Origin of the sequence: Streptomyces sp. NBC_01016, assembly GCF_026341035.1 — a bacterium.
GTDB lineage: Bacteria > Actinomycetota > Actinomycetes > Streptomycetales > Streptomycetaceae > Streptomyces.
Window position 1 is genome coordinate 516,686 of the sequence record NZ_JAPEOQ010000001.1, and the last position, 23,826, is coordinate 540,511.

Here is a 23,826-nt window from a genome sequence, read left to right on the forward strand (position 1 = left end):
AGGGGAGTCAGAATGGTGTCCGAGTCCACAGAGGTGCAGGTCAGGCCAGGAGTCGAGGACGACCTCGAGGCCCTCACGGACCTCTACAACCACTATGTACGTGAGACGCCGATCACATTCGACACGGCCGCCTTCACTCCCGAAGAGCGACGTCCTTGGCTGCTCTCCCACCTTGAAGACGAACGGCATCCGCTACTGGTTGCCACTGAGACGACGTCGAAACGGATCCTCGGCTACGCCACAGCCAGCAGTTTCCGCCCGAAAGCCGCGTACGACACCTCGGTGGAGGTCACGATCTACCTGGCGCCCGACGCGGGCGGCCGCGGCGTCGGCACGCAGCTCTACAAGGCGCTCTTCGAGGCCCTCGCCGAGCAGGACATCCACCGCGCGTACGCGGGCATCGCGCAGCCGAACGAGGCGTCGGCCCGGCTGCACGCCCGCTTCGGCTTCCGCTATGTGGGGACGTACGAGGAGGTGGGGCGGAAGTTCGGGGAGTACTGGGACGTGGCCTGGTACGAGAAGGCCCTCTAACCGCCGAACTGCACCGACCGCTTCGCCAGCCCCAACCAGAACCCGTCGATCACGCTCCGCTGCCCCGTCCCCTCAAGATCGCCGAAAGCATCCGCCGCGCCCATCGCGACGAACAGCGGAGCGAAGTGCTCGGTCCGGGGATGGGCCAGGGCGCCCGCCGGTGACTTCCGCGTGAAGTCGAGCAGCGCGTCCACGTCGCCCGCCTCCAGCGCCCGGTGCCCCCAGTCGTCGAACTCCGACGACCACGCCGGGATCCCGCCCTGCCGCAGCGCGGCGAGGTTGTGCGTGAAGAAGCCGGAGCCGACGATCAGCACGCCCTCGTCGCGCAGCGGCGCGAGGCGGCGGCCGATGTCCATGAGCCGGGCCGGGTCGAGCGTCGGCATGGAGACCTGGAGGACGGGGATGTCGGCGTCCGGGTACATCTCGACGAGCGGGACGTACGCGCCGTGGTCGAGCCCCCGGTCCGGCACGTCCTGGACCGGGATGCCGGGGCCGCGCAGCAACTTGCGGACGGATTCGGCGAGTTCGGGCGTGCCCGGCGCCGCGTACGTCACCTCGTAGTAGTGCTCGGGGAAGCCCCAGAAGTCGTACACGAGCGGCATGGTCTCGGTGGCGCCGAGGGCCAGCGGCGCGTTCTCCCAGTGTGCGGAGATCATCAGGATCGCCCTGGGGCGCGGGAGGTCGGCCGACCACTCGGCGAGCTGGCCCGGCCACAGGGCGTCGTCGGCGAGCGGCGGGGCACCGTGGGAGAGGTAGAGCGCTGGCATCCGGTTCACGACGACCTCCTTGAAGTTTCAAGCTCTTGCTACCGACAAAACTAAGCCTTCTTTGTTTAATCTTCAAGAAGGAGGACTACGATGGGAACCATGGAGCAGCAGCACACGGGCACGGGCGGCAACGACGCGGAGGCCACGACGTGGCTCAGCGAGGACGAGCAGCGCACCTGGCGCGCATACCTCCATGCCACCACGCTCCTGGAGGACCACCTCGACCGGCAACTTCAGCGCGACGCGAAGATGCCGCACGTCTACTTCGGACTCCTGGTGAGGCTGAGCGAGGCGCCCCGGCGCCGGCTGCGGATGACCGAGCTGGCGCGGGAAACGAAGATCACCCGCTCCCGACTCTCGCACGCGATCGCGCGCCTGGAGAAGAGCGGGTGGGTGCGGCGCGAGGACTGCCCCTCCGACAAGCGCGGGCAGTTCGCGATCCTCACGGACGACGGCCTGAAGGTCCTGGAGAAGACCGCGCCGGGGCACGTCGAGACCGTCCGCCAGTCCCTCTTCGCACGGCTCACCCCCGAACAGCAGAAGTCCCTCGGCGAGATCATGATGATCGTCGCCGAGGGACTCCAGCCGAAGGAGGCCGGGGCGGATCTCCCCTGGCTCAGGTGAGATCCGCCCCGTACGCAGGGGTGGTCAGTGCGCGACCACCGGCACCAGCACCTCGTCCTCCGCACCCTCCGTGTCGCCGGAGGCCGCGGCCGAACCCGCGCCCGGGGCAGCGGTGTTGACGAGCGTGAAGGCGATCAGGGACGCGACGGCCAGGATGCCGACGGCCCACCAGATGGCGTGGGTGTAGCCGCTCACCATGGCCTGCGCCTGAAGCAGCTGCCGGCTCGTGGCTCCGGCCGCGTGGTCCGCGATGTACGCGGTGGTCGCCGAGGCCGCGATCGTGTTCAGCAGGGCCGTGCCGATGGCGCCGCCGACCTGCTGCGAGGTGTTGACCATCGCGGAGGCGACGCCCGCGTCCCGGGCCTCGACGCCGGTCGTGGCGAGCGACATGGCGGGCATGAACGCCGTACCCATGCCGAGGCCGAGCAGCAGCTGGGCGGGCATGACCAGACCGGCGTACGAGGAGTCGACCGAGAGCTGCGTGAGGATCAGCATGCCGAGCCCCGCCACCAGGAAGCCGGGACCCATCAGCAGGCGCGGGCGGACCCGCGTCATCAGACGGGCGCCGATCTGCGTGGAGCCCGTGATCATGCCGACGATCATCGGCAGGAACGCGAATCCGGTCTTGACCGGCGAGAAGCCCTTCACGAGCTGCAGGTAGTAGGTCAGGAAGAGGAACAGGCCGAACATCGCGATGACCGCGAGACCCAGCGAGGCGTAGACACCGCCGCGGTTGCGGTCGGCGACGACGCGCAGCGGCAGCAGCGGGTGCTTCACCCGGGCCTCGACGGCGACGAAGGCGAACAGCAGCACGGCCGCGGCGACGAACATGCCGATGGTGGTCGCGTCGGACCAGCCGTTGGTCTCGGCGCGCGTGAAGCCGTAGACGAGCGAGACCAGGCCGAGCGTGGACAGCAGCACGCCGGGGATGTCGAGCGGCGAGCGGTTGCGGCCACCGGCCGGCTCACGGATGACGAAGTAGGCACCGGCGGCGGCGACGATCGCGAACGGGATGTTCACGAAGAACGTCCAGCGCCAGTTCAGGTACTCGGTGAGGAAGCCGCCGAGGATGAAGCCCACGGCGCCGCCGCCACCGGCGATCGCACCGTAGATGCCGAACGCCTTGGCGCGCTCCTTGGCATCGGTGAACGTCACGGCGAGCAGCGAGAGCGCGGCCGGGGCGAGCAGCGCGCCGAACACGCCCTGCAACGCACGGGCGCCGAACATCATCGCCTCGTTCTGCGCGGCGCCGCCGAGCGCTGAGGCGAGCGCGAAGCCCACAAGACCGGCGGTGAAGGCCCGCTTGCGGCCCCACAGGTCCGCGATGCGCCCGCCGAACAGGAGCAGGCCACCAAAGGCGAGCGCGTAGGCGGTGATGACCCACTGCTTGTTGCCGTCGGATATGCCGAGGTCCGTCTGGGCGGCGGGCAGGGCGATGTTCACGATGGTCGCGTCGAGGACCACCATCAGCTGGGCGAGCGCGATGAAGGCGAGTGCCTTCCAGCGACGCGAATCGGGTGCCGTTTCCGGCAAGGGGGTACCCACAGCGGGACTCCAAGTCGTGAATAAGCGTGAGAAATCGGTCTGGTACGAAGCTGTGCGGTGACGAAGCTCTGCGGTGAAGAAGTTCTACGAAGGTGAAGTTCTACGAAGAGGTGGAGAGGCGCGCGGACGTCAGTCCTGGCGGAGGTCCTCCAAGGTCGCGGGCTCGCCCGGGAGTTCCGAGCGGGCGGGTGCCATCAGGCCGTCGAGGAACAGCTGCAGATGACGGTGGACGTACCGGTCGAAGCCCAGACAGCCGGTGCCGGGCAGCGGCCGGGTGAGCTGGGAGAGGGCGACCATCAGATCTCCGACGCCGACGTCGGAGCGCAGGTCACCGGACGTACGGGCCCGTTCCGTGAGCTGCTCGACGGCGCCGGTGAGGCGGTCGCGGGCGGCGGTCAGGTCCGGGTGGTCCTTGTCGAAGGTGGCGTCGAGCATCGGGCACAGGGCGCCGATCCGCTCCTCCGCGGCGGCGTGCACGAACGTCCGCAGCGCGCCGAACGCGGTCGTCTCGCCGGCATCCTCGGCGGCGAGCCCCCGCTCCGCGTGCTCGGTGATGGTGTCGGTGACCGTGATGACCACGTGGTGCATCAGCTCGCCGCGGTCCTTGAAGTTCCGGTACAGCGTGGCGTTGCCGACGCCGGCACGGCGTGCGACCTCGTCGAGCGGCAGGACGGGACCGTGCTCCACGAGCAGTTCGCGCGCGGCGTCGACGATCCGCTCCCGGTTGCGCACCGCGTCGGCCCGCGGGCGGGGGGCGCGGCGCTGCGTCTTCTCGGTCGCGGTGGTCACGGCGGCCTCCTTCACGGGTCTGGGTGCACGAACTTCGGGTGAAGTGGGGACCTGGTCCCCGGTTCGTGCGGACACCGGTCTAAACGGGGAGACCGTCCCCGGTTATTTCCCGGCCTTCATGTGACCTGCCTCACACGCCTCTGACCTCGGAAACCCACGATCGGCGCACCCAGCGAGCGGCCCGCCACGCCCCGACACAGGGTGATCGAAAGGGACCCGAGCGTGAGGCGGTGCGGATGCGAGCAGTGCGTCGGATACGCAGGGGCCGCCGTGGGGCGCTGCTCGCCGCGAGCACGGCGGTGGCGCTCGCCGTGACGATGACCGCGAGCACCGGAAGACTCCTCGACGACTCGACGACCGCGGCAGGTCCCGTCGCCGTCTCGCGCACGACCTCCCTCGCCCCCTGCATGATCCGCGGCTCGTTCGGCGTCCAGATGTCGGAGGGGCTGCCCACCGCCGCCGGCTACGCCCGGTCCACCGGCACCGTGCGGGCCCTCAACCTCATGGTCGACTTCCCCGACGCGCCGGGGCAGGGCTCCGCGAAGGAGCGGCTCGGCGAGTTCTTCCCGCAGACCCAGGACTGGTTCGCCGCCGGCTCGTACGGAAAGCTCGACTACGTTCCCGAGGCCCCGGTCGACCACTGGCTGCGGATGCCCAAGCCGTTCACCGCGTACGGGATAGATCGCGGCGCCCCCTTCGACCCCGGCTACCGCAAGCTCGCCGACGACATCGCGGCGGCGGCCGACCCCGAGGTGGACTTCCGCAGGTACGACCTGGTGAACATCCTGGTCACCCCGAACGCGGGGCCCTCCGCGCTGGACACCGTGCTGTCGGTGACGTTCGCGGGCAACCACGAGGCGCCGGTCGCCGACGGGGTGCCGCTGTCCAACGCGTCGTTCGTGTACTCCCGTCAGGACGACGGATCGGGCTCGTACGCCAAGACCGGATACCGGGTGCTGCCGCACGAGAACGGGCACGTGTTCGGGCTGCCGGACCTCTACACGCAGGACGGCGGTGGGGCCGCCGGGCACTGGGACATCATGAGCGAGGACTGGGGAGCCGGGAACGATCTGCTCGGCTGGCACAAGTGGAAGCTCGGGTGGCTCGACGACAGCCAGGTCGGCTGCGCCGCGCAGTCCGGCACGACCGAGTACCGGCTGTCGCCGCTGGCGCGGAACGACGGCAGGTCGAAGCTGGTGTTCGTGCCGCTGACCCGGAAGACGGGGTACGCGATCGAGGTGCGTACGCAGGGGGGCAACGACGAGGCGGTGTGCCGGGCCGGGGTGCTGGTGTACAAGGTCGACGCGGATGTGGACACGGGGCAGGGACCGGTCAAGGTCGAGGACGCGACGCCGGACAGTGGGGGGTGCACGCGGCAGCCGAACGTGCATGCGGAGTTGTCCGATGCGGCGTATCAGGCCGGTGAGGTGTTCCGGGACAAGTCCGCGGGGGTGCGGGTGACCGTCGGCGGGATCACGTCCGACGGCGACTACCAGGTATACGTCACCCGTAGCTAGGCCACGGGGCGCTGCCCCGGGGCGCTCGACTCGCAGCTCCGCCCCGGGGCGCTCGACTCGCCACACGCCACGGGCTCCGCCCCGGACCCGACCCCGCCCCCGGTCAGCCGGACGCCAAGGACTCCCGCAACTCACGCTTCAGGATCTTGCCCGTCGCGTTGCGGGGGAGTTCGGAGGCCTGGAGGACCACGTGGGTCGGGACCTTGAACGCCGCCAGGGACTTCGCCGCGAAGGCCCGGATGTCGTCCGGGGTCGCCTCAGAGCCCGGACGGGTGCGGAGTACCGCCGCCACCTCCTCGCCCAGGACCGGATGCGGGATGCCCACGACGGCCGCCTCCAGGACGTCCGGGTGGTCGTGGAGGGTCGCCTCCACCTCCACGCAGTGGACGTTCTCGCCGCCCCGGATCACCAGGTCCTTGATCCGGTCGACGACACTGACCCGGCCGTCCGAGAGCACCGCCAGGTCCCCCGTACGGAACCAGCCGTCCTCCGTGAACGCCGCCCCGGTGGCATCCGGAGCGTTCCAGTAGCCACGGATCAACGGCTGGCCGCGCAGGCAGAGTTCGCCCACCTCGCCGTCCGGCAGCGGTTCCCCGAGGGGGTCCGTGATCCGTACCTCCACTGCGGGCGCCGGACGGCCCACGCTGCCCGGCCAACTCCGGTACTCCTCACCGGCGTTGGAGAGCACACCGCCGAGCGTCTCGGTGAGGCCGTAGCCGTTGCGCGGCTCGATGCGCTCGCCGTAGCGGTCGGTGAGGCGGGCCACGATGCCGGGCGGGGCCGCGGCGCCGCCCGTACTGAACCCCGTAAGGGAGGGGAGTTCGTCGCCCAATTCCTTTGCGCGTTCCAGGAGTTGGAGCGCCGTGGCCGGGACGCCGCCGAAGCTGGTGATGCCGTGTTCGCGGATCATGGCGAGCGCCGTGTCCGGGTCCCACTTGCGCAGCACCACGATCGTGCCGCCCACCCACATCGCCGCGTAGAAGCCGGTGAACGCCGCCACGTGGAAGAAGGGGAAGGTGAGCAGGCCGACGGGGCTCGGGCCCTGGCCGGGCACGATGCCGCGGGCCAGCGCCGTGCGGGCCGCGGCGTAGCGGGGCCCCGTGACGGCGCCCATGTGGGCGTGGTGGGTGGCGACGGCGCCCTTGGGGCGGCCCGTCGTACCCGAGGTGTAGAGGATCGTGGCGTCCGCGGACGGGTCGATGTCCACGTCGGGCGGGCCGAGTTGGGGGTCGGGGGTGGGCAGGTCCGCCCACCGTTCGGTCCGCTCGCCGGTCACCTCCCGGCCCTCCTCGTGGCAGACCAGCGTCCAGGGTCGGCGGCTCGCCGCGTCGAGCCACGGGCGGACCCGTTCGTAGCGCTCCCCGTCGACGACCAGCACCGCGGGGCCGCAGTCGTCGAGGGCGTACGCGCACTCGTCGGGGGTCCACCACGCGTTCAGCGGCACCGCCACGAGCCCCGCCAGCTGCGCGGCCCAGAAGGCGATCTGCCACTCCGGGTGGTTGCGCATCGCGATGACGGCGCGGTCGCCCGGCCGCAGCCCGTACCCGCCCGCGCTCTCGTCGTCGAGGAAGCGGCGGGCCAGCGCGCACGCCGCCGCGAAGAACTCCCCGTAGGTCATGCGCCCGTTCTCGGAGATGACGAAGGGGGTGTCACCGAACGCCCACGTCGTCTCGACGAACTCGCGCAACGTACGCGGCCCGTCGGCATAGGAAAGGCGCCCGTCCTCGCCGCGTACGACGGCGAAAGGGGCGCCCGGAGCGGTCAGCAGCGCTTCCACGGAATCCACGGCATCAGCGTCCATGGTCGGACGGTACGTCCGGCGGCCCGACCCACGTCAAGATACGTGCACCGGCCAACGGGCCCGTACAGCACGGCGGGCGGCGCGCGTGGTCCTCACGCACACCGCCCGCCGACAGCCTTGAGGGCTCCTACGAAGCCGAATCCGATGCCGAAGCCGGTGCCGGCACCGAAGCGGATGCCGAAGCCGAAGCGGCCGCCGCATGCTCGGCCACCCGCTTGCGGGTCAGGAACCAGCCGATCACCAGGCCCGCCACGATCAGCGGCGAGCAGTACACCGACATCGCGGAGTCGCCGCCGCCGACGACCATCAGGACCACGACCGCGACCAGGAACACGATGGTCAGCCAGCTCGTGTAGGGCGCGCCCGGCAGCCGGAACGACGGGCGCTCCAGCTCGCCGCGCAGGGACTTACGGCGCAGCACCATCTGGCAGATCATGATCATGACCCAGGTGCCGATCATCGTGATCGCCGAGAAGTTGATGACGATCGAGAACGCCCGCTCGGGCACGATGTAGTTGAGGATGATGCCCGCGATGTAGCAGGTGGCGGTCAGCAGCACGCCACCGTAGGGCACGCCCTTCTTGCTCATCTTCGTGGTGAACCCGGGCGCGGAGCCCGCGAGTCCCATCGAGCGCAGCACGCGGCCGGTCGAGTAGAGGCCGGAGTTGCAGCTGGACAGGGCCGCCGTGAGGATCACGAAGTTCATGATGCCGCTGATGCCGGGCACGCCCAGCTTGCCGAGCAGCGTCACGAACGGCGACTCGCCGGCCTTGTACGCGCTCCACGGCAGCAGCAGGACGAGCAGCAGCACGGACCCGACGTAGAACAGCACGATGCGCCACGACACGGAGTTGATGGCGCGCGGGATCACCTTGCGCGGGTTCTCCGTCTCGCCGGAGGCGATGCCGACCATCTCGATGGCCGCGTACGCGAAGACGACACCCTGGATCAGGACGATGGCCGGGAGCAGGCCGTTCGGCAGCATGCCGCCGTTGTCGGCGATCAGCTGCGGGCCCGTGCTGTGGCCGTCGACGGGGTGACGGCTCGCCAGCAGCCAGCAGCCGATGGCGAGGAACGCCAGGATCGCGGCGACCTTGATGATCGAGAACCAGAACTCGAACTCACCGAACCAGCGCACCGAGATCAGGTTGGCGCCGAGCACCACGAGCAGCGCCACCAGGGCGAGCGTCCACTGGGGGATGTCGCGGAAGGCGGCCCAGTACTGCAGATACATCGCCACCGCGGTGATCTCCGCGATGCCGCTGCATATCCAGTGCAGGAAGTAGACCCAGCCGGTCGTGTACGCGGCCTTCTCACCGAGGAACTCGCGCGAGTACGACACGAACGAGCCCGACGTGGGCCGGTGCATGACCAGCTCGCCCATCGCGCGCGTGATGAAGAAGGCGAACAGGCCGGTGATGGCGAAGATGATCACCAAGGACGGGCCCGCCACGTTCAGTCGCTCTCCCGCTCCGAGGAAGAGGCCGGTGCCGATGGCGCCACCGAAGGCGATCATCTGGACCTGACGATTGCGCAGGCCGGCCGCGTAACCCCCCTCACGGATGGCTCCGGCCGTGGCCTTGCCGCCCGTGGTCACACCGCTCTCGGTCGCAGCCTCAGGGGCGTGCGCGGGCCGAGCCTCGGACTCGGCTTGTGCTGTGTGCTCCATGGTTCTCCGACGTACGTGCAAAACGGCATGCCGCACACACGCACGCACCCGCGTTTGCGAACGCGGGCAGGCGTGTGCGACGTACCTGTTGGACAGGACTGATCCGCCGGATTCGGCGAATCACGAGATCGGAACGGATCCCGGTGGGGTGTGCCGCGGGCTCACCACGCGACGACACGCCACCTTAAACCGTTCACAGGGGCAACTAATCCACGAGCCCGAGCAGCGAACCGGCGTACCGGGCACCGGACTCGGCGAGCACCTCGTCGAGGGACTGCGCGGAGCGCACAGGGGCGAATGTCACCTTGTCCGCTTCCGTCCCAATTCCGTTCAGGACATATCCGTACACAGCGGGGCGAGGAAGGCTGTTGTAGTGGAAGTGAGTTGAGAAGTAGTACGCGCCGGTGTCGTACAGCGCGACGAGGTCGCCGGGCTCCAGTTCGGGCAGCTCACGGCCGCGCGCCACGAGGTCGCCGGCGAAGCAGCAGGGCCCGGCCACGTCCTGCACCAGCGGCGCGCTCGTCCGCGGCCTGCCCTCGGCGTCGTACGCACCGACCCGCAGCGGCCACGACTCGGGCGCGAAGACGGTACGGGTCGCCACCTGCGCGCCCGCGTGCGTCACGGCGATCCGGCGGCCGCCGGAGGTCTTGGTGTACTCGACGTGGGCGGCGATGAAGCCCTGCTTGGCGAGGAGCGAGCGGCCGAACTCGGTGACGAGGGTGTACCGCCCGTCGAAGAGCCCGGGCACGGTGCGGCGCAGGATGCTCGCGTACTCCTCGAAGCCGGGCGTGATGTCGTCCGACTCGAAGTTCACCGGCAGGCCGCCACCGATGTCGAGGGTGTCGATCTGCTGCCGGCCGACATGCGCGTTGATCTTCTCGGCCAGGTCGTACGCGGCGCGCACGCCCTCGGCCATCAGCTCCAGGGCGACACCCTGGGAACCGGTGTGGGTGTGCAGGCGCGTCATCCACGGCCGCGCCTTGTACGCGCCGAGGACCCACTGCTCCGCGCCCTCGTCGCGCAGCGCGACGCCGAACTTGGAGGTGGCGGTCGCGGTGCTCATCGCACCGATCGAACCGCTGCCGACCTGCGGGTTCACCCGAAGCCCCACGGGCGCGCAGCCCTCCCCGAACTCCTCGACGAGCTCGTCGATGCGGGCCAGCTCCTGCGGATTGTCGGCGTTCACGGCGATGCCGCTCGCCAGCGCGTCACGCAGCTCGCCGACGGTCTTGGCGGGCGAGTCGAACACGATCCGCTCGGCGGGCACCCCGGCCGCCCGCGCGAGCGCCAGCTCACCGGGGCTCGCGACCTCCGCGCCGATGCCCTCCTCGTTCAGGAGCGCGAGCACGGGGACGAGCGAGGCGGCCTTCACCGCGAAGGTGTGCCGCGCCTCGACACCCGCGAACGCCGCTTTGAGCGCACGCGCCGCCTCCCGGACCCCGGCCACGTCGAGCAGCCCGAGCACGGGGGCGTCGGGCCCTACGAGCCCCTGCTCGACGGCGGCGCGCAGGGCGGCGTCGCGGCGGTCGGCGGAGGCGGGGGGCTGCGGCGGCACGGGCTGCGGCATCGGGGGTGGCCTGCCTTCTGCTTCGTACGTCTCGTACTTCACGTACTTCTCGTACGGGGTGGTGGTCCTGGCACTCGTCACTGTGCAGCGCGGCGGGGTGGTGTGTCTGCGTGCGCAGGCACGAAGTACGGGGTGGGGGCGCTGTGGGTCGGCACAAGGGATGGCGGACGGGCACGCGCGCGTGGTGCGTGCGCACGACGGTGGGCGGGCGGACGTGGTGGCGAGGCACTACGGGGTGCCCCATCGGGCGCGCTCACGGCAGCTCACCGTCGTGCGCACGGCGGCTCATGGCTTACTCACGGCAGCTCACGGCAGCTCACGGCAGCTCACGGCAGCGGGATCAGCCCGGCCCGCCGCAGCCCCAGCTCGACGACGAGCCGCACGTCGGGATCGTTGAGATCGAAGCCGCCCAGCTCACGGGCCCTGCGCAGCCGGTACCGCAACGTATTCGCATGGATCCCCAGATACCGGGCGGTGGCCCCGGCGTCCCCGAAGAACGCCAGATGCGCGGCGACCGTGCGCGGCAGATCCGTCCCGTGCCGCTCGTCGTGCGCGAGGAGCGCCGCCACGGCGTCCCCGACCGACGGCACCTGCGCGGCGACGGCGTCCGACACCCGCAGCGCGTCCAGGGCGAACCGCACGTCGTCGGCGCCCGCCACCTCGGGCTCCCCGCGCTCGCACAGCACCCGCAGCACCTCGTCGGCCCCGGCGCGCGAGTCCACGGCATCCTTCAGCCCGCCGACGACGGGCCCCACGGCGACGAGGGGCTTGACCCCGGCGCCGCGCAGCACGGCGGCGAGGTCCCGGGCGAGCCGCTGGGCGGCGTCGGGCCGGGGGTCGGCCAACAGCACGTCGATCCGGTCCCCGTCCTGTCCAGCCCCTCCGGCGCTTGAAGAACGGGATCCGGGGCGGAGCCCCGACGCCCCCTCCTCGACCCGGTACGCAAACGCCGACCCGCCATGCGCAGCAACCCGCAACGCCGCCGCCCGCAAGGCCCGCTCCCGCACCTCCGGTGCCACCGCCCCCACGACCACACCCGCCAGCACGGCACACGGCTGCCCCGGATCGACGCCGAGCGCAGCGCCCGCCGCGCCCACATCCGGCGACGGATCCTCGAACAGCGCCCGCACCGCATGCCGACGCCGCCCCTCCGCCGACCGGGACCGCAGCCGGTGATGCAGCAGATGCGGCACGGCGATGGCGGCGGCCTGCCGCAACGCGTCCCGGGCCCCCTCCGGCAACGGCTCCCCGTCGGCAGCCGCCCACAGCGACCCGAGGACCTCCTCCCCGGCGCGCACAGCAACAGCCAGCCGCTCGGGAAACCGCCCATCCGCAGCTCGATGCACCACATCCCCCGCCCACAACGCCGCGAGGAACCCGCTCTCGGCCAGCTCCTCGACCCGCCACCGCGGCACCCGCCGCCCGAGGATGGTCAGCCGCCGCAACGGGTCGGCGGTGTCGGCGGTGGGCGAGTACGCCAGCACATTGGACTCGGGGTCCTCGATGGTGATCGCACCCCCGACGAGCGCGGCGAGCGCAGAGGCGAGGGCGGGCAGATCCCCGAGCCCCACGTCGACGCCGGGTTCGGGCACCCGCGCCCCACCGGCCGCGAGCGCGGCCCGCAGCAGCCCGATCAGCTCGCCCCAGTCCACCCACGGGGCACGGGCGAGCAACGCCGTGGACACCCCGTCGGCCACCTCACCGAGCAACGGCGCCACACCTTCAGCACCCCGCCGCACCACCAGAGCCGCGGCCCCAGCCCGATCGGCAGCGCGCAACACTTCAGCAGCAGCAGGATCGGACGTATCGACCCCCACCGCGATGAGCACCCGCCCCCGCTCCTGCAAGCTCTCCCCGGAGTCGAACACCCCGACCCCGCCCACGACCACGTCCGTCCCGCACGGCGCGTGCACGACCTGGACGACGTCCCGCCCCACGACCCCGACGACCTGCGCCAACGTGGGGCCCCCGCCCGAAGCGGGATTCTCGGGCTGCGGCCTGCCGGACGCGGAAAACTCCATGCCCCCAGTCTCACCGATCACGTGCGGACCGCCGGATGTGACGAACAAGGCACCACAAAAGGGGTACTTGTGAGCAACAGCACCCGCCACCCACGTCCAATCGATCTCCCCCGCCCATACGTTGGACGAATGTCCCCTCTTGCCCAGGTGAGCGAGGCGTACGGTCCGCGCTTCGCCGAATTCGCCTTCGAGCCCGCCTTCCTGGCCGCGGTCGACCAGCACGTGGCGGAGCTCCGCGAACGCCTGGAGGCCGGCTCGGCCACGCTGCACCCGCCGGCTCCCGACGCCGAAGTGCTCGCCGACTACTCACTCGGCTTCCTCGACGCGCTCACCGAGACCGGCTGGCTCGAGCCCGTGGGCCACGACTACGCGGTGTGCCGCCTCACCGCCATCAGCTGGCTGGTGAGACGGCACGACCTGCTCGACCTGGTCTAGGTCACCGCGCAGGTCACTGGTTGTCGAACCGCTCCCGCTCCTGAACGGGCTGATTGGTCAGGGCATCCTCACGCCCCGCCTGATAGGCACCGGCGCTACCGCCACTCCCGCCGACATTCCCCCTCGCCTTGGCGGTCTCCTCCTCGGCCATGTTCAGCCACCGCTCCCAGCGCTGCCGCATCGGCCCGATGAGCCCGCCGCCGACACCGACGATCAGGATCCCGGCCCCGGCCGCGAGACCGGCGATCAGCACCGGCTGCGTGACGGACGTGGCGATGCCCGCCTGCCCGAGCGCGGCGATGGCACCGAGGACCACGATGCAGGCCCACACGATGGTGCCGACGGTCTTCCCGTACGAGACGGAGGACAGGGTGTTGGTGACGATGTCGCGCACCAGGTTGGCGACGGCCATGGCCACCACGATCAGGACGACCGCGACGATGCCGCGCGGCAGCCAGGCGACGATGCCGTTGATCATGTCGGACACGGGGTTGTCACCGAAGACACCGAAGCCGAGCTGGAGCACGATCAGCATCAGGGCGACGTAGACGACCTTGCAGAGGATCGCGGTCGTGTCGTACTTCGACCCTTCGAGCATCTTCGCCGAGCCGGCCCGTTCGGCGAGCTTCTCCGACCCGATCTTCCTGAGGCCCCGGTCGAGGAGCTTGGTGATCATCTTGGCCACGAACCAGCCGATGACCATGACGACGAGGAAGCCGAGGAACTTCGGTACGAACTCGGCGACCTTCGACCACGCGTCGTTCAGCCCTTGAGTGAAGTCGACAGCGAGCGTACTGGGGGCGGGGTTCTGGAGCATGAGTGGCCCTCCACTCAGTGGGGCCGGACGCCACGCACGGCATCCGACGAGACGTGTCCCCCCTCGTTTCCTTTCGTCCCTCCGGCTTAACAGCCCCAGCCGCCCCCGGCCGCCCCACGTCCCCCATTGGCGTGACACACGGCCGCCCCCACACCCCGAACCCGATCCGCTACGCTGTTCACGCGCCTTCGTAGCTCAGGGGATAGAGCACCGCTCTCCTAAAGCGGGTGTCGCAGGTTCGAATCCTGCCGGGGGCACCAGTCCAGAAGGGGCCCACCTCCGAATTTTCGGAGGTGGGCCCCTTCTGACATCCAGACCTGACATCGTCGGCCTCAGTCACCGAAGGTCACCACACCCCTCCCTGAGCAGGACAGTCGTATGTCAGCCGAGGAGTGACTGTCGCCTGACGAGGTGTACGAGTACATGACCGAGGTCGAGACGACCGGCCCCTGGGATCGGGCAAGCCCTTGCGTGCGGAGCAACAACGGCAAGCGGCTGACGCCAGCGCGATAGAACTTTCCCTACTTCATCAAGGCTCGCTCCGCTCGCGGCACGGGGCGCCCCGTGCCGTCGATCATTGCCAACCCAACCGCCAAAGGGCGCTGTCGCGGATCAACGGCCGCTCTGGCCCGCCGGTTGTCGCCACCATGATCCGACCTTGTGGGGAGAACCCTTCAACACCCGTAAGCCCACGAGGCGCACGCACAAGAACACCCCATCAACCACCATCCGGCCCGAGCCATCACGATCAACCAGAAGGATCGAAGGCCCCACCACGGGGCGGCGCCAGCCGGCCGCCGCCCCGCCGCCTCCATGCCTCCGTCACCGGCTGCGCGTCGCCGACCGCCCGGCGCTCCCCAAAAGGGCCACAACCAGCAACGAGCCGTAGGAAACAAGGGGACTTACGCACCACAGGCCAACGACGCTTTGGGTCACCGATCAGGCCGGATCATGGTGGCGACAACCGGCGGGCCCACGCTGCCTGATCCACAACCGCCCTGTGGCCCGCTGATCACACAGGCCACCAGCCGCGATCAAAGACGATGCCTCCGGCGGGGGATCGGCCGACACCGGGGGCCAGGGGAAACGCCGCCGGGTGCGGGTCCGCGGGTGGTTGCGTGAAGGGCTTCCATCCCGTCCGCCGTCGACCCAGGCAAAGCCGAGCAGACGTGGCCCATGGCGTCCAGGTCGTTCGTACAGTGGCGCGCTCCACCTGGACGCCATGAACCACGCCCGCACCACATACGTGTGGGTCGACGGCGGACGGGATGGAAGCTGGGTTGAGCGGTGGGCTGAGTATGAGTGGGAATCGCGCGCAGAACCGGCGAGAGGGCCTCGGTGGGTGACGTGCTGCGGCGGGCCTGTACGCGAGCGAACGGCCAAGTACTGGGCATGTAGCAAATATGAAGACTCAGCATGCGCTCCGCCGGGTCATGCTCGGCATCCACGCACGCCACTTCCAGGCACGTTACGGCGTCCCGTGGAATAACCTGCCTCGCCTTCAGCAACGGCGAATCAGGCTCAATCAGAGATCTCACAGTCGCCGTCGGGTCATGCGCACGCTCACCGTGATTTGTGTGGCAGCCGTACTCATCGGCCTACCGTGGCTGGTGTGGCGAGGCCCCTACGTCATCGACGGCGAGTATCTGGACCGCAGCGAGCTGGCGAAGGGGTCGGCCGCTCTGGTGACTGGTCTGCGTACCGCACTAGTCGCTGGCACTGCCGCCCTCGGTGCAGGCATGGCCCTGTTCTACACCGCCCGCACATACCACCTCACTCGGCGGGGGCAAATCACGGATCGCTTCACCAAGGCTCTGGAGCGCCTCGGCTCGGAGCAGCAGTACGTACGTATCGGCGGCATTCTCGCCATGGAACAAATCTTTCAAGATGCACCAGAGCAAGCCGCCTCCGATGCCGCCACGGTTCTGCGTCAATTCATTCGCGACCGCACCTCCAAGACAGCCACCACCTCAGAACTGCCCCAAGCTCCAGACGCCGACATCCAGATAGCTCTGAACTTTCTGACAGATGTAGACCTGCGCCCGTACGTATCCATTCGCGCAGGTCTAACTCTCCACGAGCTGCACCTCGCTGGTGCAGTTCTAAGCTACGCCGACCTCACCAGCGCTTTTCTGAAAGACGCGACACTCACCAACGCCAACCTGGAGGGAGCAACGCTCACAGACGCCTTTCTGATCGACGCGAACCTTGCTGGCGCCAACCTCACCGGGGCCGACCTACGCGGCGCGAGTCTTGTTGGCGCCAACCTCACCGGGGCCGACTTACGCGGCGCAGTACTTACCAACGCCAACCTCGCCAACACCGACCTCACGCGAGCCGACCTACGCGGCACGGACCTGTCGGATGTTCGCTGTTTCACTCAACTACTCACGGAAGTGCACACAGACGAGAAGACCATCCTTCCGTCCGATCCACAGGGCGCCAGATGAAGTGCGACAAGGGTCAGACGCCTCACCACTCAAGGCCGTGCCAGACCCGTGCCAGATCGGCCGGGGAACCACGGAGAACGGCAGGCATGAGATAGGCCGCACCGCGGGGCCGTTAGGGCGCTCCCCCACACGGCAGGGCCAAACATTGAGCCACCAAGTTGACGCGGACAGGAAGCCTAAGACCTGCGGGAGGATCTCGGTTGCAGATCGTCTCGCATCGCCCTCTGCAGAGTCTCCAAGTCCCGGAAAAATGGCTGCCTCACGGCTTCGTATTCCGCTGATTCTGGCCGAAGAGGCCTGGAAGCGAGGAGTTCTCGAATAGCGCGAAGTTGGCGATAAACCGGCAGAGCCTCTTGGTAAATCCGATCCGGAGCGACAATGCCCAACTCCCGCAACACAGACTTGGCGTCACTGTTTTGAGGATCATTGTGGAAGGCGCCGTGAACCCCATTTCGGCGGGCATCATCCAACTGGTCATTAAACGCAGCGCCTATCATGCGGCTATGCGCCTGCGCCAGGGACGTCAAGAAGCGCGCATACACAATTCGCTTCGTCTCACTCCAGTACCGATCTTGTTCTCTGCGCGACCGCACGAGATCGGCAACAAGGGTCGTCCCGACGCCGAAGATCGCTCCGATGGCTGCAACCGCGAGAGTCCCCAACTCCATGTACTCATAGTAGGTTTCCCGCCACTTGAGAGCCATACCAAGTCTTTGACCACAGCCACAGGTGAGTAGCCGCAAGGCAGCGCACCACGGACAGCTAGCTACTGTGCAGCAACTGCGACATGCTCTGTCTGTCATGACCCTTACTTCAGTCGCCGCGATCGCTGATGGCCGAGCCACATAGAGCTACGGATCAGATCGCAGCTCGTGGACTATTCGTGGACGAACAGCCGCCAGCCGACCCATTTGAAGCCCGTGACCTGCGTACTCGTCTGGGACTCAAGGGGCCTCCGGAGCTGTGTGCAATCGAATCCGCCCACACCGTGTCAGCCAGATCGGCATACTTGATGACTGGACCGCGAGTGCAGGGGGTGGCGATGTACGGCCGAAGCGACGTGGTATGGGAACAGCTGACTGACGCCGGCTTGAAGTTCCTCGTTGAGCGAGCACAGCTCCGCAAGGTCACGACCTACACAGAGATGAACTCTGTGCTGGCCCGGCGGACTGGGCTTCCCGGCTTCGACTTCGAACAGGCGGACGAGCGTGCCGCCATGGGCTACCTGCTTGGACTGATCGTGGAACGGGACTACCCGAAGAGCGGGCTCATGATCTCTGCACTGGTTCACTACCTCGGGGCGAACGACGCTGGGCCTGGTTTCTACGCCCTCGCGCAGCAGCTCAGCATGCTCCCCAAGAGCTCCTCTGCAACAACGAGACTTGAGTTCTGGATTGGGCAGGTCAACTCGCTCCACGAGCTTCACTCGGCTCCTGGCCGGTAGGCGTGCGGAACCTGCTCTGTCGAATGCGTGTCGAAGACGCTGATTTCTTGCACATAGTCACCCAGCAACACCAGGTCAAGGGTGATGTGGCAACGATCGTGCCAGCCGCCTTCTAAGCGCTTGGCATTTGAAGTGGGACTCACCCACAGCTCGCGGCCGCCACGCAGGGATTACCTCAACAACACCAACAGCCGTAGCAGGGATCCCGCGCCCAGTCACTCTCCACACCAGAAGCAGACTTCGGCTCCGGGATGGCCGTACTTCTGCGTGCCGCATCGGGTGCAACTGGGTCGACGTGGGCGGGCCGTGGGTGCGTAGGGTCCAGGTCTGCCATCGGGTGTCTGCCACAGCAGCCATTCATTGACTCGATCCGCGTAGGGGTTCGGTGCCAAGTTCCCTTCGGCGGGCGGGGCCTCACGCCGCTGGCGCTCGTCATCCAGTGCCAGCTGAAGCTCTCGACGCATGCGGGCTACTTCCTGCGCGCGCTGGAGCCGCCACCTTCTGCGCAGCATGAGAACGCAGCCAGCATCCGCAGTAGCGCAGAACCATGCTCCACCGAAGTAGTCGACGTCTGCGGCCCATCCGAGCCCTACGCACAGCAGGGTAAGCGGGGTAAGGCAGATGATCAGGAAGAGAAGGACCGTGGCCCCATTGATCTCTAGATCAAGATCTCCATAGTCGGCAGACGGGCCCTCGCGCCAATGAGGGGTCACCCAGGTGCCATCGGCGCGGTAATAGCCGCGAACGTGCGGCACTACTCCCCCTTGCTTGTCATGTTGCACCAATCACGACACGCTACTGCTACCCATGATGCGCCAAGTTGCTGTCGACAGAGGTTCGATCGGTGTGGTCCTACGTACAGCCCACCATCGCGGCAGCGCAGTGTGGGAAGAGTTCACGCCGCCTTGTGCCGAGGAGGCACTGCCCACCGAAGCGCACCTCCGCTAGCTGACAGGTCGCGCAGTGGCGCCTCCTACGTCTGGACCACCTGTGGACAGAACCCTGGACTGTCGTGTTGATCATGGCGCTGACCAGCACGCTACCCACCGCACAAAAGGGCCTCCGGAGCCGTCTGCGTAGGTTGAACAAGGTCTCTATCCACAGGAGTCGCAGATGCCCGTCACTGGCAACTGCATGAAGCAACCGTCACAAAAGGCTGGCGGCTGCACGGTACGGGCCCGCTGACGCTCAATGGCAGCCTGATGCCTGGGAGCAAGGGCAGGAACTCCTCCTCCCGGAGGCAACGTGGCACCGAATCTCCGGTAGCAAGCGAGCCGCGCTTCGGCCGCATGGCGTTCGCGCTCTAGCACACCAGGTACAGGCGGCTGTCCCGCAACCGCCAACACTTCCTTGTAGCCCTCACCCACCATGCCGTCGTCGCTGTGCACGACCAGCGCGGTCAAGGGCGGATCTCCTCTTCGGTGGGCTTCACGAACCACGCGCCCGAGGACTGAGCCGATCCAGTTGTGCAGCAGAGCACGGGTGTGAATGCCAGACCGCTCCTGAACCTCCCGTCCCAACTCTTTGTAGGTGATGACAGCGTGATACGTACGCGCCACCTCGACCAGTACCGCGTAGGCAGTCTGTCCCCACGTTTCGCGAGGGTCTTGCACGTCGATGCCCATCACTGCTCTCCCCCGACGCTGCTTCTCGCTCGATACCGTCCCGCAACGTCCAGCCAATCGTGCCTGCCTGCGGCTCAAAGTGTCAGTGGAACGGGTGCGTTGAAGCGACCGGACTGGCGGGCCGTTCACCGGCGATGTGGTTCGGGTTCACAGAAGTTGTGACGCTCTTGAGTGAGGGCTTGGGGCACCATGCCCGATATGACTTACAGTGGCGACCCGTCGGCCGGAAGAATGGCCGTGAGCCCCAAGGAGCTGGCGGAGTGGGGCGATCAATGGGACAGGTACGACGCCAGTGTTGATGGCCCTCAACCAGTCCCACACCTCTACACCTGGGTCCGGCAGCGGAACTGGTGGGGCTCCGGTGCGACCCTAAGTCAGCTTCACTCACTCGCCAGGAACCATGGCATCCCCGTCGCGTGGATACCGCCCGCCGACGTCATCCGTGAACTCGTCCAGGCTGATGACCACCACGCCGCGAAGCTCGATGTCCTCGTAAGCCACCAAGCGAAGCTACGCACCGCGTGTCGCCGCACGGTTCCGGAAGACTCCGACGGCTGGCATACCGACTACCCCGAAACCGCCCGGCGTGTACTCGCCGCATGGGAGGACGGTCACCTGCTCGCTGCTGGATGCCTCGCTCTGGCAGCGGCGGAGGACATCATGTTCCTCGTAGCCCGCGTGGAGCGAACCCGGTACAAGATGTACGACGAGCTGAAGAAGGCAGCGGGTATGGAGCCGCACCCGCAATGGTGGCCGCAGGACCAGGTCGTCCTCACGCCGATCGAGCCACTGTTCAGTCAGTACTTCCCGGAGAGGCAAGATCCACTCCCACAGAACCTGTCCCGACACGCGGTAATGCATCGCCTGCCGCTGGAGCACATGAACGACGGTCATTGCATCATCGCGATCATGCTTATGCTGTCGCTGCTCGCTGAACTTGAGTGGCACATGATCCAAGAGCGGGCCGAAACGTTCTATGAGGCCGGGAGCACTGAGGAGGACAGCAAAGGAGTCGATCCCTAAGCGGCGTCTCCATCGTTGCCGACATCATCAGGTGTACTCAGCACGCCGAACGAGACGACGTCCGGGTGTGCAGTACAGCAGGGAAGTACCGCAACCCACGCCACCGAAGCCAGGCGTCATCGACTAAGCCGTGGCCACGGAACCGTGGACTATCTGTGGACGGATCCCAGCCGATCGAGCGCCCGTAAGGCGCCTACCAGCGACTTCCTCTGAGAGCCAAAGGGCCTCCGGGGTCGTGTGCGGCCCAGCCAAGGAAGGCACTCCCCCTCGTTCCGGAGGTGCGCTACGGTCCCCGCATGGCCGAAAACGACGGCGGACGCGCAGCCTGGTTGGAGTCGAAGCGCCGGCTGGTCAACCCCGAGCGACACATCGCGGCTCTGCGAGAGCTCATTGCAGAAGACGACAATGAACTTCTTCTCTACGACTACGACCTCGTCAGCGACCCGCGGGACGCAAGGATGGTAAGAGCTCAGCAGCGAGCAGCCGGGCAGAGAAACCGTCGACTCAAGCGCTTGGCGGCTCGGGAGCGCCACGCGGCACAGCAGCAATGTGCAGCGAACACAGTGCCCGATGACGTGAGTTCCTGACATCCAAGACTGACATCAACGGCGCCGGACAGTGGTGTTCATCAGCACCACTCTCTGGCCTTCGCGTCCATGGCCGACAGTTGCACAACGCCGCCTAGTTCGAGCTCCTAAAGCGGGTGTCGCAGGTTCGAATCCTGCCGAGAAAGCGCGCACACGCAGCCCGCGGGCGAACCTCTCTCGGTGCAACTCCCGCACAGTCCGAAACGAGGCCCACGCCCGCTACTGAATTGCGGGGTCGACGTCGTCAGCGTCACTCGCCGGCCTCGGGCGTGCACGCGAGGCCCCGGTGGCCAACAGGATGCCCGTCAATACGGCGGCAGAGGCCGCCGATCCCGCTGCCGTCGCCCGAACGCCCTGCGGCACGTCATCCACTGCTCTCCGCGTTCCGTCGTCCATCACGCATACGGTGCGCAGGGTGAGGAACTGGACGTCATAGTCCACCGCCCCTTTCAACTGCTCCCTGCATGGATGGTCGTACGGAAACGGCGCCGAGTCCGCCCCGCCGTCCTGCGCCACCGCCACGGTCGACAACAGCCCCATGGCTCCCCATGAGTAGGCGGCCGTGGCCGTGGCCGCGCAGGCAAAGGCGGCGGCCACGACTGGACGGCGCCAGCCCTGTCCGGACCAACGCGCGTCCCCTGGCAGGGCAACCCCGAGGCCCCGGAGCAGGAAGAACATGACCAATGCGACGGTAGCGAGAAACACCACCGGTATGAGGAGGATCAAGACGACCCTTTCTCCAGGGCACCGCGATCACGATGATCAGCGTCGGCACACGAGGATGCCGCCCAGACAGTAGACCTCGAACGCCCCTGCCGGGAGCACCCGTCTCCTGCGACCGTGATGCGCATGCTGCGCGAGCACGACGAGCAAGCCGCCGCATGAGCCGCGAGGCCAGTCGACGCCACGACGCGGCACCGGCGTCCCGAGTGGTGCGGGCGGGGCCTACTCCGGGGCGCGGGAGTAGCGCTCCACGGTGGCCTTGGACGTCGACGTGTCGAGGAGCCGCAGTTCCCACGGTCCCGTGTTCACGTCGAAGTCCTTGCCGAAGCCGACCCACTTGCCGGCCATCCGGCGCCCGGTCGGCTCGATCAGCATCTGGATCGCCCCGTGGTAGCGGGCGCCCCGGTAGTAGCCATCCGAAGCGGTTTGCTCGATCCAGGACCCGGTGACGATGTTCCGGTCCGTCGTGAGGTCGAGGTGCAGGGGGCTGTCGGGGTTGCTGGACGCGCCCGGCAGGGACTCGGCCGTGAGCCGGTTGTCCCGGTGCACGACGAGGACATGATGCTTGCCCTCGTACGTGGTGTCGCGGCCGGAGGAGTAGAACTCGTAGCGGCTCAGCCAGATACCCGAGTAGTCCACCGCCTGCGCTTCCGGCGCCGTCTCGGGTGCCTCGGCCGCCTCCGCGACACCGGTTGCCCCGGCGTCCATGTCGTGGCCGCCTGCGCCGTCCTCGTGGACGCGGGAGGCTGACACGGCGAGCGCGAACCCGAGTGCTTCGATCGGGCGGCCCGTGAACCGCTGCAATGCGCGGGCGTACAGCGGGCGGCATGTGCGGGTCTGGCCCGACTCCCACCGCTGTACGAGGCGCTTGCTGGCATCGTTGGGTTCGCCCAGCTCCTTGCCGGTCTTGCGGAGTCCGTTCGCGAACTCGTCCTGCGAGAGCTGCATGCCGATACGCACGGCACGCAGGACGTCGTTCGTCTGTACCTGTGCTGTGGTGGTCATGGTCCGAGGCTAGCTACGCGCCTCGTCCAATGACACCGGTTTGACGCCTTCGTGTGACGCCGACATACCGCCTCTCGGACGCCAGATGTGTCGCCGCGATGGTCGCCCCGCGTCCACAGGATGGGAGCCATGTCCATCCGCATCAGCGCGTACACGGTCAGAGCAGACGGCACGCAGACCACCTCACGGACCCTCTACGAGGGCGAGGGCGGAGAGCCCATGGCGACTGGTGTGATGCCGCCCTGCATCTGCCCGCGATGCCGCCGAGGCGGAGGACGCTCCCCAGGCACCACCACGAATCCCCCATCGCGTGGAGGCACACCAGCATGAGCACCGCCGTGAAGATCCGCGACCCTAAGACGTTCGTTCCCCAGGACGTGTGGGCGCGGCAAGTGAAGCTGATCATGCGGGATCCCGAGATCGGCCAGGACAAGGCAGAGCGCATCTTCGGCCAGACGATCGCGTACTTCGTGGCCGCCGGAGAGAACCCCGACCTCCTCGTGGGCCCGTCCCCCGAGGTGGACCAGGGCGTTCACTCGTTCATGCTCGACACCATCCCGTACCACCAGTTCACCTACGGGCACTTCGGCCGGTACGTCCACCACGTACCCGAACTCGAAACCGATCTGTGCGTCCAGTGCACCAACGACGGCGGTGGCGAAGGCAAGAATCACGGCGACGTCGCCTGCGTCAGCGACGACGACAAGGTGAAGGCCGAAGCCGACGGCCGGCCGATGGTCCTGGAGGCCACCGTCGCGGCGATCGAGGCCGCGGGCTTCGTCATCGACCGCGAGCTTTGGAACATGGGCGTGAAGTGCACACAGTGCCACGCCGGGTGCACCGACTCGCCCAACACGGGCAAGAGCAAGTAGGCTACAAAGACAGA

20 protein-coding genes and 1 tRNA gene are annotated in these 23,826 nt (G+C 68.0%); 10 read left to right on the plus strand and 11 right to left on the minus strand.

The genetic code is table 11. From position 1 onward, the window contains the following. The first annotated feature begins 12 nt into the window (after positions 1–12). Entirely contained in the window at positions 13–531 is a 519-nt protein-coding gene (locus OG746_RS02465; RefSeq protein ID WP_266711191.1) for a GNAT family N-acetyltransferase, read from the plus strand. Here the strand turns inward: OG746_RS02465 and OG746_RS02470 are convergent. Then, complete coding sequence (locus OG746_RS02470; RefSeq protein WP_266718668.1) at positions 528–1,298, minus strand: dioxygenase family protein; 771 nt, start codon at positions 1,296–1,298, stop codon at positions 528–530. The genes OG746_RS02465 and OG746_RS02470 overlap by 4 nt on opposite strands. 99 nt (positions 1,299–1,397) lie before the next feature. Between OG746_RS02470 and OG746_RS02475 the strand changes: the two genes are divergently transcribed. After that, a complete protein-coding gene (locus tag OG746_RS02475) occupies positions 1,398–1,922 on the plus strand; it encodes a MarR family winged helix-turn-helix transcriptional regulator (protein WP_266711193.1) in 525 nt (174 codons plus the stop codon). Positions 1,923–1,946: 24 nt separating this feature from the next. Here the strand turns inward: OG746_RS02475 and OG746_RS02480 are convergent, their stop codons facing one another. Together OG746_RS02480 and OG746_RS02485 are read right to left on the minus strand one after the other, a co-directional pair. Then, positions 1,947–3,467, minus strand: coding sequence for an MFS transporter (locus OG746_RS02480; protein ID WP_266711195.1), 1,521 nt, complete (start codon positions 3,465–3,467; stop codon positions 1,947–1,949). Positions 3,468–3,596: 129 nt separating this feature from the next. Further along, positions 3,597–4,256 carry a TetR/AcrR family transcriptional regulator gene (locus OG746_RS02485; RefSeq protein ID WP_266711197.1) on the minus strand — a complete coding sequence of 220 codons (660 nt, stop codon included), beginning with the start codon at positions 4,254–4,256 and terminating at the stop codon, positions 3,597–3,599. 236 nt (positions 4,257–4,492) lie between these two features. Here OG746_RS02485 and OG746_RS02490 point away from each other — a divergent pair, with 236 nt between their 5' ends. After that, positions 4,493–5,773, plus strand: coding sequence for a M6 family metalloprotease domain-containing protein (locus OG746_RS02490; protein ID WP_266711199.1), 1,281 nt, complete (start codon positions 4,493–4,495; stop codon positions 5,771–5,773). A gap of 103 nt (positions 5,774–5,876) precedes the next feature. Here OG746_RS02490 and OG746_RS02495 read toward each other — a convergent pair whose 3' ends face one another. The 4 genes from OG746_RS02495 to OG746_RS02510 form a co-directional block, all read right to left on the minus strand. Beyond that, positions 5,877–7,574 (minus strand): class I adenylate-forming enzyme family protein, encoded by a 1,698-nt coding sequence (locus tag OG746_RS02495; protein ID WP_266711201.1) that lies wholly within the window; start codon positions 7,572–7,574, stop codon positions 5,877–5,879. Positions 7,575–7,701: 127 nt separating this feature from the next. Further along, positions 7,702–9,243, minus strand: a complete 1,542-nt coding sequence (locus tag OG746_RS02500) for an amino acid permease (protein ID WP_266711203.1) — start codon at positions 9,241–9,243, stop codon at positions 7,702–7,704. 205 nt (positions 9,244–9,448) lie between these two features. After that, entirely contained in the window at positions 9,449–10,810 is a 1,362-nt protein-coding gene (locus tag OG746_RS02505) for a type III PLP-dependent enzyme domain-containing protein (protein WP_266718670.1), read from the minus strand. Between the two features lie 326 nt (positions 10,811–11,136). Next, positions 11,137–12,831, minus strand: coding sequence for a PucR family transcriptional regulator (locus tag OG746_RS02510; protein WP_266711205.1), 1,695 nt, complete (start codon positions 12,829–12,831; stop codon positions 11,137–11,139). Between the two features lie 129 nt (positions 12,832–12,960). Here OG746_RS02510 and OG746_RS02515 point away from each other — a divergent pair, with 129 nt between their 5' ends. Then, a complete protein-coding gene (locus OG746_RS02515; protein WP_266711207.1) occupies positions 12,961–13,266 on the plus strand; it encodes a DUF6401 family natural product biosynthesis protein in 306 nt (101 codons plus the stop codon). 13 nt (positions 13,267–13,279) lie between these two features. Here OG746_RS02515 and OG746_RS02520 read toward each other — a convergent pair whose 3' ends face one another. Then, a complete protein-coding gene (locus OG746_RS02520) occupies positions 13,280–14,083 on the minus strand; it encodes a mechanosensitive ion channel family protein (RefSeq protein WP_266711209.1) in 804 nt (267 codons plus the stop codon). A gap of 184 nt (positions 14,084–14,267) precedes the next feature. Between OG746_RS02520 and OG746_RS02525 the strand changes: the two genes are divergently transcribed. The 3 genes from OG746_RS02525 to OG746_RS02535 all read left to right on the plus strand — a co-directional run bounded on the left by OG746_RS02525 (position 14,268) and on the right by OG746_RS02535 (position 17,977). Then, positions 14,268–14,343, plus strand: a tRNA-Arg gene (locus tag OG746_RS02525). A 1,293-nt stretch (positions 14,344–15,636) separates the two neighbouring features. Beyond that, positions 15,637–16,533 (plus strand): pentapeptide repeat-containing protein, encoded by an 897-nt coding sequence (locus OG746_RS02530; protein ID WP_266711211.1) that lies wholly within the window; start codon positions 15,637–15,639, stop codon positions 16,531–16,533. Positions 16,534–17,575: 1,042 nt separating this feature from the next. Continuing rightward, positions 17,576–17,977 (plus strand): hypothetical protein, encoded by a 402-nt coding sequence (locus OG746_RS02535; protein ID WP_266711213.1) that lies wholly within the window; start codon positions 17,576–17,578, stop codon positions 17,975–17,977. A gap of 1,094 nt (positions 17,978–19,071) precedes the next feature. On the opposite strand, the gene OG746_RS02540 is transcribed toward OG746_RS02535, so the two are convergent. Beyond that, on the minus strand, positions 19,072–19,602 hold the full coding sequence (locus OG746_RS02540; protein ID WP_266711215.1) for a hypothetical protein: 531 nt from the start codon (positions 19,600–19,602) through the stop codon (positions 19,072–19,074). Positions 19,603–19,839: 237 nt separating this feature from the next. On the opposite strand from OG746_RS02540, the gene OG746_RS02545 reads away from it, so the two are divergent. Together OG746_RS02545 and OG746_RS02550 are read left to right on the plus strand one after the other, a co-directional pair. Continuing rightward, complete coding sequence (locus OG746_RS02545; protein WP_266711217.1) at positions 19,840–20,625, plus strand: hypothetical protein; 786 nt, start codon at positions 19,840–19,842, stop codon at positions 20,623–20,625. Positions 20,626–20,921: 296 nt separating this feature from the next. Then, positions 20,922–21,212 carry a hypothetical protein gene (locus tag OG746_RS02550; RefSeq protein WP_266711218.1) on the plus strand — a complete coding sequence of 97 codons (291 nt, stop codon included), beginning with the start codon at positions 20,922–20,924 and terminating at the stop codon, positions 21,210–21,212. 219 nt (positions 21,213–21,431) lie between these two features. On the opposite strand, the gene OG746_RS02555 is transcribed toward OG746_RS02550, so the two are convergent. Next, positions 21,432–21,938, minus strand: coding sequence for a hypothetical protein (locus OG746_RS02555; RefSeq protein WP_266711219.1), 507 nt, complete (start codon positions 21,936–21,938; stop codon positions 21,432–21,434). Positions 21,939–22,157: 219 nt separating this feature from the next. After that, positions 22,158–22,940, minus strand: coding sequence for a helix-turn-helix domain-containing protein (locus OG746_RS02560; protein WP_266711220.1), 783 nt, complete (start codon positions 22,938–22,940; stop codon positions 22,158–22,160). 326 nt (positions 22,941–23,266) lie between these two features. On the opposite strand from OG746_RS02560, the gene OG746_RS02565 reads away from it, so the two are divergent. After that, on the plus strand, positions 23,267–23,812 hold the full coding sequence (locus OG746_RS02565) for a glycine-rich domain-containing protein (protein WP_266711221.1): 546 nt from the start codon (positions 23,267–23,269) through the stop codon (positions 23,810–23,812). Positions 23,813–23,826 lie beyond the last annotated feature (14 nt).

Excerpts from the sequence above, each read along its gene's own strand:
- OG746_RS02465 (WP_266711191.1), top strand. The coding sequence starts at position 13 with ATGGTGTCCGAGTCCACAGAGGTGCAGGTCAGGCCAGGAGTCGAGGAC.
- OG746_RS02470 (WP_266718668.1), bottom strand. The coding sequence starts at position 1,298 with ATGCCAGCGCTCTACCTCTCCCACGGTGCCCCGCCGCTCGCCGACGAC.
- OG746_RS02475 (WP_266711193.1), top strand. The coding sequence starts at position 1,398 with ATGGAGCAGCAGCACACGGGCACGGGCGGCAACGACGCGGAGGCCACG.
- OG746_RS02490 (WP_266711199.1), top strand. The coding sequence starts at position 4,493 with ATGCGAGCAGTGCGTCGGATACGCAGGGGCCGCCGTGGGGCGCTGCTC.
- OG746_RS02495 (WP_266711201.1), bottom strand. The coding sequence starts at position 7,574 with ATGGACGCTGATGCCGTGGATTCCGTGGAAGCGCTGCTGACCGCTCCG.
- OG746_RS02500 (WP_266711203.1), bottom strand. The coding sequence starts at position 9,243 with ATGGAGCACACAGCACAAGCCGAGTCCGAGGCTCGGCCCGCGCACGCC.
- OG746_RS02505 (WP_266718670.1), bottom strand. The coding sequence starts at position 10,810 with ATGCCGCAGCCCGTGCCGCCGCAGCCCCCCGCCTCCGCCGACCGCCGC.
- OG746_RS02510 (WP_266711205.1), bottom strand. The coding sequence starts at position 12,831 with ATGGAGTTTTCCGCGTCCGGCAGGCCGCAGCCCGAGAATCCCGCTTCG.
- OG746_RS02515 (WP_266711207.1), top strand. The coding sequence starts at position 12,961 with ATGTCCCCTCTTGCCCAGGTGAGCGAGGCGTACGGTCCGCGCTTCGCC.
- OG746_RS02520 (WP_266711209.1), bottom strand. The coding sequence starts at position 14,083 with ATGCTCCAGAACCCCGCCCCCAGTACGCTCGCTGTCGACTTCACTCAA.
- OG746_RS02530 (WP_266711211.1), top strand. The coding sequence starts at position 15,637 with ATGCGCACGCTCACCGTGATTTGTGTGGCAGCCGTACTCATCGGCCTA.
- OG746_RS02535 (WP_266711213.1), top strand. The coding sequence starts at position 17,576 with ATGTACGGCCGAAGCGACGTGGTATGGGAACAGCTGACTGACGCCGGC.
- OG746_RS02540 (WP_266711215.1), bottom strand. The coding sequence starts at position 19,602 with ATGGGCATCGACGTGCAAGACCCTCGCGAAACGTGGGGACAGACTGCC.
- OG746_RS02550 (WP_266711218.1), top strand. The coding sequence starts at position 20,922 with ATGGCCGAAAACGACGGCGGACGCGCAGCCTGGTTGGAGTCGAAGCGC.
- OG746_RS02560 (WP_266711220.1), bottom strand. The coding sequence starts at position 22,940 with ATGACCACCACAGCACAGGTACAGACGAACGACGTCCTGCGTGCCGTG.
- OG746_RS02565 (WP_266711221.1), top strand. The coding sequence starts at position 23,267 with ATGAGCACCGCCGTGAAGATCCGCGACCCTAAGACGTTCGTTCCCCAG.